Here is a 13345-nt window from a genome sequence, read left to right as displayed (position 1 = left end):
CTGTGAGGCGCCAGCGTCTTCATGCCCGGGCGGGCTGTGCTGGAACAAGTGTCCGGCTGCGTTGCGGCCGGTCTTGCCAGCCCTGCGTCCGGCCTGCCGAATCGCCAGTTCACGGGTGTTTTTTGTAACCTGGAGTATCCAAAATGTCCGAACCATTGCCGCGGCCTGATGCCGTGGCATCTAGCGCGTGGGGCAAGGCCCTGGAGCAGGCGTGCGCATTTCTCGCCGTGTTGGGCGGCCTGCTGTTCTTGTGTGAAGCGCTGATGTCTGTGGCCAGTGTGCTGGGCCGTATCTTCCTGTCCACTCCCATCTCCGGTGATTATGAGCTGGTCCAGCTCATGTCGGCGATGGGTATTGCCATGTGCCTGCCGTATTGCCAGATCAAGCGCGGCCACGTGTTCGTCGACTTCTTTACGCTGTGGGCGCCGGCCCCGGTGAAGCGTTACATGGATGCATTTGCCTCGCTAGTGCTGGCAGGCTGTGCTTTCCTGCTGGCATGGCGTTGCTGGGAAGGCATGGTGGAAATGCACGAATATGGCGAAACCACCATGGTGATTTCCATGCCGGTTTGGTGGGGCTATGTGCCGCTGATGCCGTCTTTCGTTCTGTTTGGTCTTGCCGCGCTGATGGCGGTGGTGCAGGACTTGCGTCCCCTGAACAATGAGCGCGAGGTGCAGGCATGAGCGGGACTACCATAGGGATCATCATCGGGATTCTGATGATGCTGTTCCTGGCGATGCGCATGCATATCGGGATTGCCATGTTCCTGGCTGGCGGCCTGGGCTATTGGTGGATTTCCGGTTGGGATCCCCTGATGGCGCATCTCAAGCACGCACCGTTTGGGCGTTTCTCGGTCTATGACCTGTCGGTCGTGCCGCTGTTCCTGCTGATGGGGCAGTTCGCCACGCAAGGGGGGCTGTCTCAGGCGCTGTTCCGTGCCGGTAGTGCATTCCTGGGGCACCGGCGCGGAGGCATGGCCATGGCTGGTATCGCATCTTGCGCGGGTTTCGGCGCGATTTGCGGCTCGTCGCTGGCAACGGCGGCCACGATGTCGCACGTCGTGCTGCCCGAGCTGCGCCGCTACCAGTACAAGCCCAGTCTCGCCAGCGCTTCCCTGGCCGTGGGTGGCACGTTGGGCATGTTGATCCCGCCTTCCGTGCCTATGGTGATCTACGCCATCCTGTCCGAGCAGAATATCGCCAAGGTGTTCATGGCGGCCTTCCTGCCCTCCGTGTTGGCTGTGCTGGGCTATATGCTGGTCGTAGGTCTGATCTGCTGGCGCGATCCCGATGCCAGCGGCCCTCCGCTGCCGCGCCAGAACTGGATGATGCGCCTGCGCACGCTGGGCGCGACCTGGCCGGTCATGGCGATCTTCATCGTCGTGCTGGGCGGTATCTATGGCGGCCTGTTCACGCCTACCGAAGCGGCCGCCATCGGCGCCGTGGCGGCGGGCCTGGCTGCCTGGATGGCTGGCGGCCTGAGCAATGGCGGCCTGTTGCGCTGCGTGCTGGGTACGGCACAAGGTACCGGCATGATGTTCCTGATCCTGCTGGGCGCGGATATGCTCAATGCCTTCCTGGCCGTGAGCCAGGTGCCGGTCGAGTTCGCTACCTGGGTGCAGGGCCTGGGCCTGGATCCCTTCACCGTGCTGGCAGCCATCATCATCATCTACATCCTGCTCGGATGCGTGATGGACAGCCTGTCGATGATCCTGCTGACCATTCCCATTTTCCTGCCCATCATTATGGGCCTGGAGTTCTGGGGCCTGACACCTGATGAAAAGGCCATCTGGTTCGGTGTGCTGGCCTTGGTGGTCATGGAAATCGGCCTGATCACACCCCCGGTGGGGATGAACGTGTTCATCATCCACAGCATGGCCAAGGACATTTCCCCGGGCACCATCTTCCGTGGCGTGGTGCCGTTCCTGGCTTCCGACCTGGTTCGTATCGTGTTGCTGGTGCTGTTCCCCGTGCTGTCGCTGGGCATGATTCGCTGGCTTGGCTAGGCGCGGCACGATCCGGGTTGCCGGTAGCTGGCATGATGCATGCCGCTGCCGGTCTCGCCGGAGCAGCAGGGGACAAAGTTCCCAAGCAGTGCTTTCCGGCCGGCTGCTCCCAAGTGATTGTCTTGGGGCGGCTGGGTGACGAAAAAAGGACCTCCCGGCAAAGGGAGGTCCTTTTTTTCTGGCTGCCCCAAGACAAATACGCCCCAACGGGGGCAGCAAGCCGAAGGCGCAGCGTAGGGGGCCTTTTTTACACGGAGCGGAGGCCGGTTTGCCTGCGGCGCCGCCTCAGGCACAGGCTTCAGTCGTTCAGTTCGTCTTCGTCATCATCGAGGTCGTCTTCCTCGTCCTGTTCCAGGGCGTCATAGCCCTTCCAGGTAATGCGCCAGGCATCGTCTTCCGGAATGCCGGTTTCGTCGACCTTGCGGGCCAGGCCGGCGTCTTCGAGCAGGTCCAGGTGTAGCAGCACGCGTTCCAGATCTTCGCTGCTGTCTTCTTCCTGGAGGAGTACGGTCAGGTCGTTGGCGGTAAGGGTGGCGGAATCCGCATCGCGGAAGGCGCCCAGGAGAGTGACGATCAAGTCGAAATCGCGTTGCATGGCTGGCCTCGTTGGCTGGTAGTGAATCAACACGATAGCAGAGTCGGCCTGTCAGTGACATGACCGTGCCGCACCATGCGAACACATATTTCAGCCTGTCGGGCGGCAGCACCGTACGGCCCAGCAGGGCGGCGCCGCGCCGGGCCGGTTACTGGGACGGGGCGCGCTGCCAGCGGGCCAGGCGTGTGATGGGCAAGCAGCGGCGACGGACGAGGCGGATAGCGGTTAAGCTGTCGCTTTTTGCCAGGCGCACGGAAATCAGTCATGACTGCCATGAGTAAACGGGACTATCGAATGTTGGAAGGCACGGTGGTGGCCAGTGTGGGCGACAGTGTCACGCTGTCGAGCGGAACGCAGTCCCATACCTTTACCGTGGCGCTGTCGGTGGCGGAACAGATGGAGCTGGGGCATGTGGTCAGGCTGCTCAGTGACGCCAGGCACGATATCGTGCGGATCTACGATGTCAGCGACGCGCGCATGCTGTATGAAAAAGGCGGCCAGACCACCCGCGCGGCCGCCGGGGCGCTGGCGATCCAGACTGGCGTGATGTGCGCCATTCCTTTCCTCGGGCAGGTCATCGCCCTGTTGCTGATCCTGCCCATGGTGATCGGCCGGGCACTGGGCTATGACGCTGCCAATGCCCGATACATCGTCCGCGTCGCGGCCTTTACGTTTGCGATCTATCTGTCACTGTCGCTGGCCGGGTTGGTCTGGAGCAGTTGGCTGCTGGCGCTCCTGGGGCCGTTCGTGGTCGTGATCCTGGGCATGCGGCTCATCCTGCTGCGCGAACATGAATTGATGCAGTCGCTCAATGAGCGAGTGAGTCGTCCGGCCAGTGTCTGAAGGCTGCCAGCCTGGCGCCTCCCCATCATTTCCGGTATTGCCAGTATTTACGGGAATTGCTTTTTTTAACAGCCGTTGACAGACGGATAGCCGGATATGCCGATATGATGGCTGGGATGTTTCCGTTTTCCCAACCAGATAGGAGTCCAGCCATGGGCCTGCTGAGTTTTATCAAAGACGTCGGTGAGAAGATTTTCGGTGGCAGCGAAGCCCAGGCGGCGACGCCGGACGCGCTGAAGAAAGAGCTGGATAAGCTGGGCCTGGGCGCTGAAGGCCTGGATGTTTCTGTCGATGGCGACAAGGTGACGGTCAAGGGCAAGGCAGCTTCCACCGAGGAAGCCGAGAAAATCGCGCTGGCGCTGGGCAATACCCTGGGTGTGGCCGCCGTGGACAATCAACTGCAAGTGGACGCGCCCGCCGTCGAGGCGGTGTTCTATACCGTGCAGAAGGGCGACACGCTCTGGAAGGTTGCCGAGACCCAGTACGGTAAGGGCAAAGGTGCGAAGTACACCGTCATTTTCGAGGCCAACAAGCCGATGTTGACCCACCCGGACAAGATTTATCCGGGCCAGGTGCTGCGCATTCCTGCACTGGAGGCCTGAGCCAGCGTCTGCCCTCATTGAGTGGCGGGGCCGGTGGATAGTGCTGCCGCGCATGGCCGGTCGGGGCGTGACAAGCGTCCTGGCCGGCCATGCTTTTTTGTATCTGCCGTTGGGCCGGCCATGTTGCCGCAGACAGTGAGGGCGGACAGCGTGCCCATGGAGGGCGCCCACCGTCTTGCGGACCCGTCGTGACGGACTTTGCCTGTCTTGGCATCTTTGCCGCCTTTTACGTGCCTGGGCGCTTTTTATTTCAGCCAGAGGCTAAAATGGAAGATTCCCGCCGCGCCCTGGCTCGGCAAATGTTTCTGACTTTTTCGCTACGGCGTTCCTGGATATGAAAAAAATCTCTGCTGTTCTCCTGGTGTCTGCTGCCGTCCTGGCCGCTTGCGGCAAGAAAGACGATCCCGCGCCTGTGGCGGCTGCGCCCGCCATTCCGGCCAAGATTGTCGTGGGCCTGGATGATAATTTCCCGCCCATGGGCTTTCGCGATGACAAGAATGAACTGGTTGGCTTCGATATCGACATGGCCCGCGAAGCTGCCAAGCGCCTGGGTGCTGACGTCGAGTTCAAGTCGATCGACTGGGGTTCCAAGGAAGCGGAGCTCAACGGCAAGCGCGTCGATGTGCTGTGGAACGGCCTGACGATCACCGACGAGCGCCGCAAGAACATCGGTTTCACCGAGCCGTACATGGAAAACCACCAGATCATTATCGTGACCAAGGATTCGCCAGTGCAATCCAAGGCTGATCTGGCTGGCCGCGTGGTGGGTGCGCAGGAAGGCAGCAGCGCCGTTGATGCCATCAAGAAGGAAACCGAAGTCGCCGCCAGCTTCAAGGACCTGAAGACCTTCGGCGATAACATCACCGCGCTGATGGACCTGGGTACGGGCCGTCTGGAAGCCGTGGTGGTCGACGAAGTGGTGGGCCGCTATTATGTCGGCAAGCGTCCGGATGAGTTCCGCGTGCTGGAAGACCACTTCGGCACCGAGGAATACGGCGTGGGCGTGCGCAAGGACGACACCGAATTGCTGAAGAAGCTCGATGAGTCGCTCAATGCCATGAAGAAGGACGGTTCCGCCGCCACGATCTCCAATAAGTGGTTCGGCGCCGACATCATCAAATAAAATACGGTCCTTCTCACCAAAGACCAAGGCCCTAGCCGGCCATCCGCCAGGGGCCGGCCCCGTGTCGCGCGGTGGCCGGCCTGTGCCGCTGGAAAACTTGCATGGATTATGTTTTTTCCCTGCTTGGGCCGATGGCGCAAGGCGCCCAGGTAACGCTCAAGCTATTCTTCATTACCCTGATACTGGCGGTGCCTTTGGGCCTGGCGCTCGCGCTGGCGCGCATTTCCAGGTTCCAGGTGCTCAACTGGCTGGTCAATGGCTTCATCTGGCTGATGCGCGGCACGCCGCTGATGCTGCAATTGCTGTTCATCTATTTCGCCCTGCCTTATGTCCCGGTGATCGGGGTGAGGCTGGATGATTTTCCTGCGGCGGTGGTGGCCTTCACCCTGAATTACGCTGCCTATTTTGCCGAGATCTTCCGGGCTGGCATCCAGTCCATAGACCGGGGGCAGTACGAAGGCGCAAAAGTGCTGGGCATGAATTATGTCCAGACCATGCGGCGCATCGTGCTGCCGCAGATGGTGCAGCGCATTCTGCCGCCCATGAGCAACGAGACCATTACGCTGATCAAGGACACGGCGCTGATCTACGTGCTTGCGTTGAACGAAGTGCTGCGCGTGGCGCGGGGATTCGTGCAGCGTGATTTCACCAGTACGCCTTTCATCGTCGCGGCAGTGTTCTACCTGACCATGACCCTGTTGCTGACCTGGATCTTCCAGCGCCTGGAGAAGCACTATGCCAAGTACGACAATTGAAGCCGCGGCGCGCCACATCATGATCGAAGCCTGTGGCGTGGGCAAGTCCTTCGGCGCGACCCGGGTATTGCGCGACGTTTCGCTGACCCTGGGCAAAGGCGAGGTGGTGGCAGTGATCGGCCCGTCAGGGTCGGGCAAAAGCACTTTCCTGCGCTGCCTCAATCATCTGGAAACCATAGACGAAGGCAGCATCAGCGTCGAAGGCGAGACGCTGGCGCAGGCGCAGGCCGATGGCCGCAGCCGTTATGCGCCAGACGCCGATGTGCGGCGCCTGTGCCGCAAGATGGGCATGGTGTTCCAGTCGTTCAACCTGTTCCCGCATATGACGGTGTTGCAGAACATCATCGAAGCGCCGGTGACGGTCAAGGGAATGAAGGCAGAAGAGGCGGTTCCCCGGGCTGAGGAACTGCTGCGCAAGGTGGGCCTGCTGAACAAGCGCGACAACTATCCTTCGCGCCTGTCTGGTGGGCAGAAGCAGCGTGTGGCCATTGCCCGGGCGCTGGCGATGGAACCGGAAATCATGTTGTTCGACGAGCCGACGTCCGCGCTGGACCCGGAGCTGACGGTTGAAGTGTTGCGCACCATGCGTCAGCTGGCTGAGGAGCATATGACCATGCTGGTCGTGACCCATGAAATGGGTTTCGCCAGGGAAGTGGCGCAACGCGTGGTGTTCATGGACCAGGGGCAGATTGTGGAGGAAGCGCCTTCCGCCGAATTCTTCGATGCGCCGCGCCATGAACGCGCTCGCGCCTTCCTTGGGCGCATGCTGTAGGCTATCCCGCCCATGCCTGGCGGCATGGCGCGTTGCAAGGGCCCCGGCGCATGCGTGCCTGGGTCCTTGTCATATTTTGGGGGATCTGCCGCGCCAGCGGGGCACAGGCATACAATCGGTCGGTTGCCTGCCGCCGTTCCTGGCGGCAGGGTGCTGAAGAAGGCCAGACATGCGTACCCTGTATCCGGAAATCGAACCTTTTGACCACGGCCGTCTGCGTGTGGACGACCGGCATGAGCTCTATTACGAGCAATGTGGCAACCCGGATGGGCTGCCGGTGGTGATCCTGCATGGCGGACCTGGCGGTGGCTGCAATGCCGACATGCGCCGTTTCCACAACCCCGAGCGCTACCGCATCGTGCTGTTCGATCAGCGGGGCTGCGGCCGTTCTACGCCGCATGCGGACCTGAGTAACAACACCACCTGGCATCTGGTCGAAGATATCGAGACGCTGCGGCGCCACCTGGGCATCGAGCGCTGGCAGGTATTTGGCGGCAGCTGGGGTTCAACGCTGGCGCTGGCCTATGCCGAGCGCCATCCGGAGCAGGTACTGCATCTGGTGCTGCGCGGCATTTTCCTGGTGCGTCGCTGGGAGCTTGAATGGTTTTACCAGGAAGGGGCCTGCCACCTGTTCCCCGATACCTGGGAAGGGTTCCGTGATGCGATTCCGGCCGATGAGCGCAGCGACATGATTGCAGCCTATCACCGCCGCCTCAATGGTTGCGATCTTGCCGCGCGGCTGGCTGCGGCGAAGGCATGGAGCGCCTGGGAAGGTTCGACCAGCCGCCTGGAAATGGACCCGCAGGCGATTGCCGGCCATGAGGAAGACATGTTCGCACTGGCGTTCGCCAGCATCGAAAACCATTATTTCTTCAATGCTGGCTTCTTCGAGGAAGATGGCCAGCTGCTGCGGGATGCGCACCGTTTGGCGGGCATTCCCGGCGTCATCGTGCATGGTCGTTACGACATGATCTGCCCCCTGGCCAATGCCTGGGACTTGCATCATGCCTGGCCCGGGTCGCGTCTGCACATTTCGCCGTTGGCGGGCCATGCGGCCTCGGAAGTGCAGAACGTGGATGCGCTGGTGCGCGCCACGGACGAATTCGCGGGCTGATGCCGGTGCGGGCAGAGTGGCGGCGCCAGGCCGTCACTCTGCTGGTCTGCGGCCTGGGGGCGAGGCGCAGCAGGCGGAAATGAGTTTATTTCTCAGCCGGGATTTACAGGCCGCGCCAGCCACTTACAATGGTTGCGCTGCCGGCGCGCCAGGGCGCCGGCGATATCACGCAACCGATCTCCAGGAGACGTTCATGACCGCATCGAAGGGAAACCCGGGCAAGCGCCCGCTGGGCCGCTCCGGCCTGGAAATTGCGCCGCTGGTGTTCGGCGGCAATGTGTTTGGCTGGACGGTGGACGAGAAACGCTCCTTCGAATTGCTGGACCGGTTCTTCGACGCTGGTTTCAATGCCGTCGATACGGCCGACGTCTATTCGGCCTGGGTGCCGGGCAACCAGGGCGGGGAATCGGAAACCATCATCGGCAATTGGTTCAAGGCTTCGCCGTCGCGGCGCAGCCAGGCCGTGCTGATTACCAAGGTCGGTTGGCCCGACGCCCCGGGCGGCGGCGGATTGAAGGCGGAGTACATCCTGAAGGCTGTGGAGGATTCGCTCAGGCGCCTGCAGACTGACTATATCGACCTGTACTTCAGCCACCATCCTGATGCGCAGACGCCCATCGAGGAAACATTGCGGGCCCACGAAAAACTGCTGCAGCAAGGCAAGGTGCGCGCCATCGGCGCTTCCAACTATGATGCCGCGCAGCTGCGCGAGGCCCTGACGGTTTCCGAGCGCGAAAACCTGCCGCGCTACGACGTCCTGCAACCCGAATACAACCTGTATGACAGGGCCGGTTTCGAGGGTGCGTTGCGGGCCCTGGCACGCGACGAAGGGCTGGGGGTGATCACTTATTTCAGCCTGGCGTCCGGCTTCCTGTCTGGTAAATATCGCAGCCTGGATGATCTGGGGCAGAGCGCACGGGGCAGTCGTGTAGAGAAATACCTGAACCCGCGTGGCCTGCGCATCCTGGATGCACTGGATAAAGTGGCAGGGCGGCACAATGCCCGGCCGGCGGAAGTGGCGTTGGCATGGCTGATAGGCAGCGATGGCGTGACGGCGCCCATTGCCAGCGCCACGCGCCTGGATCAGCTGGAAAGCCTGCTCAAGGCCACGACTCTGCGCCTGTCGGCGGAAGATTACGCCGTGCTGGACCAGGCCAGCGTCGCGTCATCCTGACACCCCAGCAAATGGGCGGCGAGCTGGCCGGCATGCCGCGATAGCGGTTCCCCGGCCCGCGTGCACAGTACCAGCGTGCGCTCGGCCCAGGCGTCTTCCAGTGTGAGGCGGCGGATGCCGGAATGGCGGGCGCAGCGCATGGCCGTGACTTTGGGTACCACGGCGATGCCGGCGCCGCTACCGACCATTCGACACACAGACTCGAAGCTGCGTGCACGTATGCGGTAGGCCGGCAGGCCGCCATGCTGGCGGCGGGCATGCTGGGCGATGTGCTGTTGCAGGGCACTGTCGTTGTCCAGGCCGACGAAATCTGCGCCGGCCACTTCATCGAAACCAATGCTGCGCCGGGCTGCCAGCGCATGCCCGGGCGGTACGATCAGCACCAGCGTGTCGTGGCGGAAGGGCAGTTGGCGCAAACCCGACAGGTCCGCGCTGTCTGCGGCAATGCCCAGTTCGCAGGCGCCGCGCCGCAAGGCATCGACGACTTCATGGCTGGCACGTTCCTCAATATCAATGGAAATGCCCGGATAACGGTGCAGGAAACTGCCCAGCAGGGTGGGCAGGTATTCGCTGAACGCCGCGCCGTTGCTGCTCATGCGCACCAGGCCCTTGAGCCCCTGGCCGTATTGCTGCAGTTCGCCGTGCATCAGTGCCATTTGCTGGGTCATGAGCCGCGCATGGTGCAGCAGGGTTTGTCCGGCGGGAGTGGGCGTCACGCCGCGCCGGTCGCGCCGCAGCAGTGCAACCCCAAGCGTGGCTTCCATGCCGCGCACGCGTTCGCTGGCTGATGCCAGCGTCAGGTGGGAACGTTCTGCGCCGGCGGTGATGGTCCCGCTCTCGCAGATGTGCTGGAACAGGCTCAGGTCCGTCAGGTCGAAGCGCATGGGAAATTCCGCAACTTGGCAGGCTCAGTGCCAGCCTTAGGTTTTCAGGTGTCCGGCGGACCGCCGGCGGTTCAGGCCATGCCACATGATAGCTGCCGAAATAGCGGAAATTATCGCTTATAGACACCATTCTTCGATGCCTGCCAGTGCCTGGGGCGCGTGTTGGGTTGCGGTAGCCGTGACTAAAATAGGCTAAGGATAGGCCTGAGGCTGGGTCAAGAATATCCCGATCACACCAGGGCCGGGCAGCGGCGCACAATACCGTGAATTTCCATAGTGGCCGACGTGGCCCGGGAGCATGGCAATGGTGTTGTCTGTACATGAAGTGTCAGTGGGTGTCCTGCTTGCAGTGGTGGCGGTCTTTTTGCTGGCAGGTGTCGTCAAGGGCGTGGTGGGCCTGGGATTGCCGACGATTTCCATGGCTTTGCTGGCCCTGTTGATTGCTCCGGCGCAAGCGGCCGCCTTGCTGGTCGTGCCGTCCTTGCTGACGAATCTCTGGCAGGCTGGCCCCTGGCGTGCGGTCAGGACGGAGGTAGGCAGGCTGGGCGGGCTGCTGGCCGGTTGTGTCGCCGGGACGCTGGCCGGCGCGGCCTGGCTGGGGGCGCCGGCAGGCGGTGCCGCCAGCGTGGTGCTGGGCCTGGCATTGCTGGCCTATGCCGCATGGGGGCTGGCTGGCCGCAGGTTTCTTGTGCCGCGCCGCCATGAGGCTTGGATGGGACCGCTGGCCGGCCTGCTGACCGGTTTGCTGACAGCCGCTTCAGGCGTGTTTGTCTTGCCGGCTGTACCCTATCTGCAAGGCTTGGGCCTCGCCAAGGATGAACTCATACGCGCCATGGGGCTGGCTTTTACCGCATCGACGCTGGCGTTGGCCGCCGGATTGTGGTTGAACGCCAGTTACGATGGCTGGACCTTGGCGGTTTCCTGCCTGATGCTGCTGCCCGCCGTGGCGGGCATGCAGCTGGGCGCGGCGCTACGCGCCCGATTGTCGCTTGAACACTTCCGTTTCTGTTTCTTCCTGTGCCTGGCCGGGCTGGGTCTGCACATGATCCTGCGTCAGTGGGGCTGACGCGACGCCGGCCCCTGCTATAGCAGACCGCGCAGTTCCCGGGCGGCATCAAGCATGGCCGGCAACATGTCCTGGCGAACCTGCAGGGTTGTACGGCCTTGCGTGGATGAAACGATATTCAGCGCGGCCAGGGCCATGCCCTTCATGTTGCGCAGCGGGATGGCCAGCGCATGCACGCCCAGTTCATGCTCTTCGCTGACCTGGCAGAAATCCTGTTTGCGCGCAGTTTCGAGGCTGCCACGCAGTTCCCTGATGTCGGTGATCGAGTTCGGGGTAAGACGCGGCAGTTCGCGCATGCTGCCGGGCGCGGGGCCCTCTAGCCAGTGCGCCAGTTCCTGGGGGGCCAGCAGGGCCAGCATCATGCGTCCGGTAGACGTCGCATGGGCAGGCAGGCGCGCCCCGAGATGCAAGCCGTAAGGCAGCATGGCGCGCTCGCCTCCCCCGTAATTGGCGCTGCGGGCCACAATGACGCTTTCATCGCCATCCAGCACGGCAACGGAGAACGATCCACCGGTCTGTGCCGCCAGCCGGTTGAGCGTGGCCTGCACCACGCGTGGCAGGCGTGCAGAGGATAAATAACTGCCGGAGAAGCGCAGTACCTTGGGGGACAGCCAGAAATAGTGTCCATCGCTCTCAAGGTAGCCCAAATGCGTGAGTGTCAGCAGGTGACGCCTGGCGGCGGCGCGTGTCAGTCCGGCGCGTTCGGCGGCCAGGGTGGCATTGAGGCGCTGGCGTTCGGTATCGAAGCTTTCCAGGACTGCCAGCCCCTTGGCAAGGCCGGCAATGAAATCCGCATGGGCGATGCCGCCGGCAGACAGTGCTGGCTGCGTGGTCGGATGGGTGTTCGAGTGGGGGCCAATCCCGGGCGGGGGGGAGTTCGGCATGGTGCGCGGTCCGTTCAGTTGGGCGACGAGACAGTTGGGTTCTATCAATAATTGCGCGATTATCGCACAGCCATTCTAATGATCGAGCAATAGCCAGGGCAGGCCATGGCGCAAAGAAAGCCGGTCTCTTAGTCTGTGAGCGTCGGTTCGGAATCAGATTCCGGCCAGGTAAAAATCACAAGGAGACTCCCCCATGCGTACCCAAGTCGTCATCGTTGGCGCCGGTCCTTCCGGTTTGCTGCTGGGCCAGTTGCTGTACAAGGCCGGCATCGACAACATCATCCTTGAACGCCAGACTGGCGAATATGTGCTGGGCCGCATCCGGGCCGGCGTGTTGGAGCAGGTGGCGGTCGATCTGCTGGATCGTGCTGGCGTGGGTTCTCGCATGCACGAGGAAGGCTTGCCCCACCACGGTATTGAGTTGTTGTTCAAGGGCGAGCGCCACCGTATCGACCTGACGGGGCTGTCCGGCGGCAAGTCGGTGCTGGTCTACGGTCAGACCGAAGTGACCCGCGACCTGATGGAAGTCCGGGCTGCCGAAGGCCTGACGACCATCTACGAGGCGTCCAATGTCAGCCTGCATGATTTCGACAGCGAACGCCCGCGTGTGCGCTATACCAAAAATGGCCAGGAGCACGAGATCGAATGCGATTTCATCGCTGGCTGTGATGGCTTCCATGGCGTGAGCCGCGCCAGCGTACCGGCGTCCGCCATCCACAATTACGAGAAAGTCTATCCGTTTGGCTGGTTGGGCCTGCTGTCCGACACGCCACCGGTCAGCGACGAACTGATTTATGCCAACACGCCACGGGGCTTCGCGCTGTGCAGCATGCGCAGCCTGACACGCAGCCGCTATTACCTGCAGGTGCCACTGACCGACAAGGTGGAATCGTGGAGCGACGAGGCCTTCTGGAACGAATTGCGCCTGCGCCTGGATGCCGAGGCCCGCGAACGCCTGGTGACCGGCCCGTCGCTGGAAAAGAGCATTGCCCCGCTGCGCAGCTTCGTGGCGGAACCCATGCGCTTTGGCCGGTTGTTCCTGGCTGGCGATGCCGCGCACATCGTGCCGCCCACGGGCGCCAAGGGCCTGAACCTGGCCGCGTCCGATGTAGGCTATCTGTCCGAATCCATCACCGAGTTCTATGACGAGAAGAGCCAGGCTGGTATCGACACTTACTCGCAGCGTTGCCTGAGCCGTATCTGGAAGGCCGAGCGCTTCTCCTGGTGGTTTACGTCGCTGATGCACCGTTTCCCTGCCGAAGGGGAGTTCGGTCAGAAGATTCAGGAAGCCGAGCTGGACTACTTGGTGAAATCCGTGGCGGCATCGACGTCGCTGGCGGAGAACTATGTCGGCCTGCCGATGAAATAAGGCCGGTTCCGCGATGCGCGGAAAAGCAGGTATCTGCCGTTTCCGGCCCTTGGGGCGGAAACGGTTTTTTTTGTTTCACGATGACTCCAGTACCGCAATTCGCTGGACTACGCCAAGGCTCGATACAACAGGTTTATCAATCACTTAGGCGAGTTCAAC

General features: G+C 62.3%; 14 protein-coding genes. 11 read left to right on the top strand and 3 right to left on the bottom strand.

Annotated features, from left to right (window positions below):
* Positions 1-143 precede the first annotated feature (143 nt).
* Together ACEW7X_RS12175 and ACEW7X_RS12170 are read left to right on the top strand one after the other, a co-directional pair.
* A complete protein-coding gene (locus ACEW7X_RS12175) occupies positions 144-683 on the top strand; it encodes a TRAP transporter small permease (protein WP_068366216.1) in 540 nt (179 codons plus the stop codon).
* Positions 680-2005 carry a TRAP transporter large permease gene (locus ACEW7X_RS12170; RefSeq protein WP_068366214.1) on the top strand — a complete coding sequence of 442 codons (1326 nt, stop codon included), beginning with the start codon at positions 680-682 and terminating at the stop codon, positions 2003-2005. Before ACEW7X_RS12175 ends, ACEW7X_RS12170 begins: the two co-directional genes overlap by 4 nt.
* 298 nt (positions 2006-2303) lie before the next feature.
* On the opposite strand, the gene ACEW7X_RS12165 is transcribed toward ACEW7X_RS12170, so the two are convergent.
* Positions 2304-2600: a hypothetical protein gene (locus tag ACEW7X_RS12165; protein WP_068366211.1), complete on the bottom strand. Its 297-nt coding sequence runs from the start codon at positions 2598-2600 to the stop codon at positions 2304-2306.
* Positions 2601-2864: 264 nt separating this feature from the next.
* Between ACEW7X_RS12165 and ACEW7X_RS12160 the strand changes: the two genes are divergently transcribed.
* The 7 genes from ACEW7X_RS12160 to ACEW7X_RS12130 all read left to right on the top strand — a co-directional run bounded on the left by ACEW7X_RS12160 (position 2865) and on the right by ACEW7X_RS12130 (position 8983).
* Entirely contained in the window at positions 2865-3443 is a 579-nt protein-coding gene (locus tag ACEW7X_RS12160; protein WP_127774792.1) for a hypothetical protein, read from the top strand.
* 152 nt (positions 3444-3595) lie between these two features.
* A complete protein-coding gene (gene lysM, locus ACEW7X_RS12155) occupies positions 3596-4045 on the top strand; it encodes a peptidoglycan-binding protein LysM (RefSeq protein WP_068366205.1) in 450 nt (149 codons plus the stop codon).
* 334 nt (positions 4046-4379) lie between these two features.
* Entirely contained in the window at positions 4380-5168 is a 789-nt protein-coding gene (locus ACEW7X_RS12150; protein ID WP_068366202.1) for an amino acid ABC transporter substrate-binding protein, read from the top strand.
* Positions 5169-5269: 101 nt separating this feature from the next.
* Positions 5270-5923 (top strand): amino acid ABC transporter permease, encoded by a 654-nt coding sequence (locus ACEW7X_RS12145; RefSeq protein WP_130486699.1) that lies wholly within the window; start codon positions 5270-5272, stop codon positions 5921-5923.
* Between the two features lie 19 nt (positions 5924-5942).
* Positions 5943-6695, top strand: a complete 753-nt coding sequence (locus tag ACEW7X_RS12140; protein ID WP_130486787.1) for an amino acid ABC transporter ATP-binding protein — start codon at positions 5943-5945, stop codon at positions 6693-6695.
* 169 nt (positions 6696-6864) lie between these two features.
* On the top strand, positions 6865-7809 hold the full coding sequence (gene pip, locus ACEW7X_RS12135; protein WP_420177265.1) for a prolyl aminopeptidase: 945 nt from the start codon (positions 6865-6867) through the stop codon (positions 7807-7809).
* 193 nt (positions 7810-8002) lie between these two features.
* On the top strand, positions 8003-8983 hold the full coding sequence (locus tag ACEW7X_RS12130) for an aldo/keto reductase (protein WP_134838718.1): 981 nt from the start codon (positions 8003-8005) through the stop codon (positions 8981-8983).
* Here the strand turns inward: ACEW7X_RS12130 and ACEW7X_RS12125 are convergent.
* Positions 8944-9867 (bottom strand): LysR substrate-binding domain-containing protein, encoded by a 924-nt coding sequence (locus tag ACEW7X_RS12125; protein ID WP_420177264.1) that lies wholly within the window; start codon positions 9865-9867, stop codon positions 8944-8946. The two genes, ACEW7X_RS12130 and ACEW7X_RS12125, sit on opposite strands and share 40 nt — an antisense overlap.
* A gap of 304 nt (positions 9868-10171) precedes the next feature.
* Between ACEW7X_RS12125 and ACEW7X_RS12120 the strand changes: the two genes are divergently transcribed.
* Positions 10172-10933 (top strand): TSUP family transporter, encoded by a 762-nt coding sequence (locus tag ACEW7X_RS12120; protein WP_420177263.1) that lies wholly within the window; start codon positions 10172-10174, stop codon positions 10931-10933.
* Between the two features lie 17 nt (positions 10934-10950).
* Here ACEW7X_RS12120 and ACEW7X_RS12115 read toward each other — a convergent pair whose 3' ends face one another.
* The gene (locus tag ACEW7X_RS12115) at positions 10951-11751 is read right to left on the bottom strand and encodes an IclR family transcriptional regulator domain-containing protein (protein ID WP_257740472.1); all 801 of its coding nucleotides are present in this window, start codon (positions 11749-11751) and stop codon (positions 10951-10953) included.
* 259 nt (positions 11752-12010) lie between these two features.
* Here ACEW7X_RS12115 and pobA point away from each other — a divergent pair, with 259 nt between their 5' ends.
* Entirely contained in the window at positions 12011-13186 is a 1176-nt protein-coding gene (pobA, locus tag ACEW7X_RS12110; protein ID WP_257740365.1) for a 4-hydroxybenzoate 3-monooxygenase, read from the top strand.
* Positions 13187-13345: the final 159 nt, after the last annotated feature.

Origin of the sequence: Kerstersia gyiorum (assembly GCF_048595715.1) — a bacterium.
Taxonomy (GTDB): domain Bacteria; phylum Pseudomonadota; class Gammaproteobacteria; order Burkholderiales; family Burkholderiaceae_B; genus Kerstersia; species Kerstersia gyiorum.
The sequence above is the reverse complement of the archived record's forward strand: the minus strand, read 5'-3'. Positions and strand labels throughout refer to the sequence as shown.

Bases quoted from the DNA above. Each gene is read 5' to 3' on its own strand.
- ACEW7X_RS12175 (WP_068366216.1), top strand. From the start codon at position 144: ATGTCCGAACCATTGCCGCGGCCTGATGCCGTGGCATCTAGCGCGTGG.
- ACEW7X_RS12170 (WP_068366214.1), top strand. From the start codon at position 680: ATGAGCGGGACTACCATAGGGATCATCATCGGGATTCTGATGATGCTG.
- ACEW7X_RS12165 (WP_068366211.1), bottom strand. From the start codon at position 2,600: ATGCAACGCGATTTCGACTTGATCGTCACTCTCCTGGGCGCCTTCCGC.
- ACEW7X_RS12160 (WP_127774792.1), top strand. From the start codon at position 2,865: ATGACTGCCATGAGTAAACGGGACTATCGAATGTTGGAAGGCACGGTG.
- lysM (WP_068366205.1), top strand. From the start codon at position 3,596: ATGGGCCTGCTGAGTTTTATCAAAGACGTCGGTGAGAAGATTTTCGGT.
- ACEW7X_RS12150 (WP_068366202.1), top strand. From the start codon at position 4,380: ATGAAAAAAATCTCTGCTGTTCTCCTGGTGTCTGCTGCCGTCCTGGCC.
- ACEW7X_RS12145 (WP_130486699.1), top strand. From the start codon at position 5,270: ATGGATTATGTTTTTTCCCTGCTTGGGCCGATGGCGCAAGGCGCCCAG.
- ACEW7X_RS12140 (WP_130486787.1), top strand. From the start codon at position 5,943: ATGATCGAAGCCTGTGGCGTGGGCAAGTCCTTCGGCGCGACCCGGGTA.
- pip (WP_420177265.1), top strand. From the start codon at position 6,865: ATGCGTACCCTGTATCCGGAAATCGAACCTTTTGACCACGGCCGTCTG.
- ACEW7X_RS12130 (WP_134838718.1), top strand. From the start codon at position 8,003: ATGACCGCATCGAAGGGAAACCCGGGCAAGCGCCCGCTGGGCCGCTCC.
- ACEW7X_RS12125 (WP_420177264.1), bottom strand. From the start codon at position 9,867: ATGCGCTTCGACCTGACGGACCTGAGCCTGTTCCAGCACATCTGCGAG.
- ACEW7X_RS12120 (WP_420177263.1), top strand. From the start codon at position 10,172: ATGGTGTTGTCTGTACATGAAGTGTCAGTGGGTGTCCTGCTTGCAGTG.
- pobA (WP_257740365.1), top strand. From the start codon at position 12,011: ATGCGTACCCAAGTCGTCATCGTTGGCGCCGGTCCTTCCGGTTTGCTG.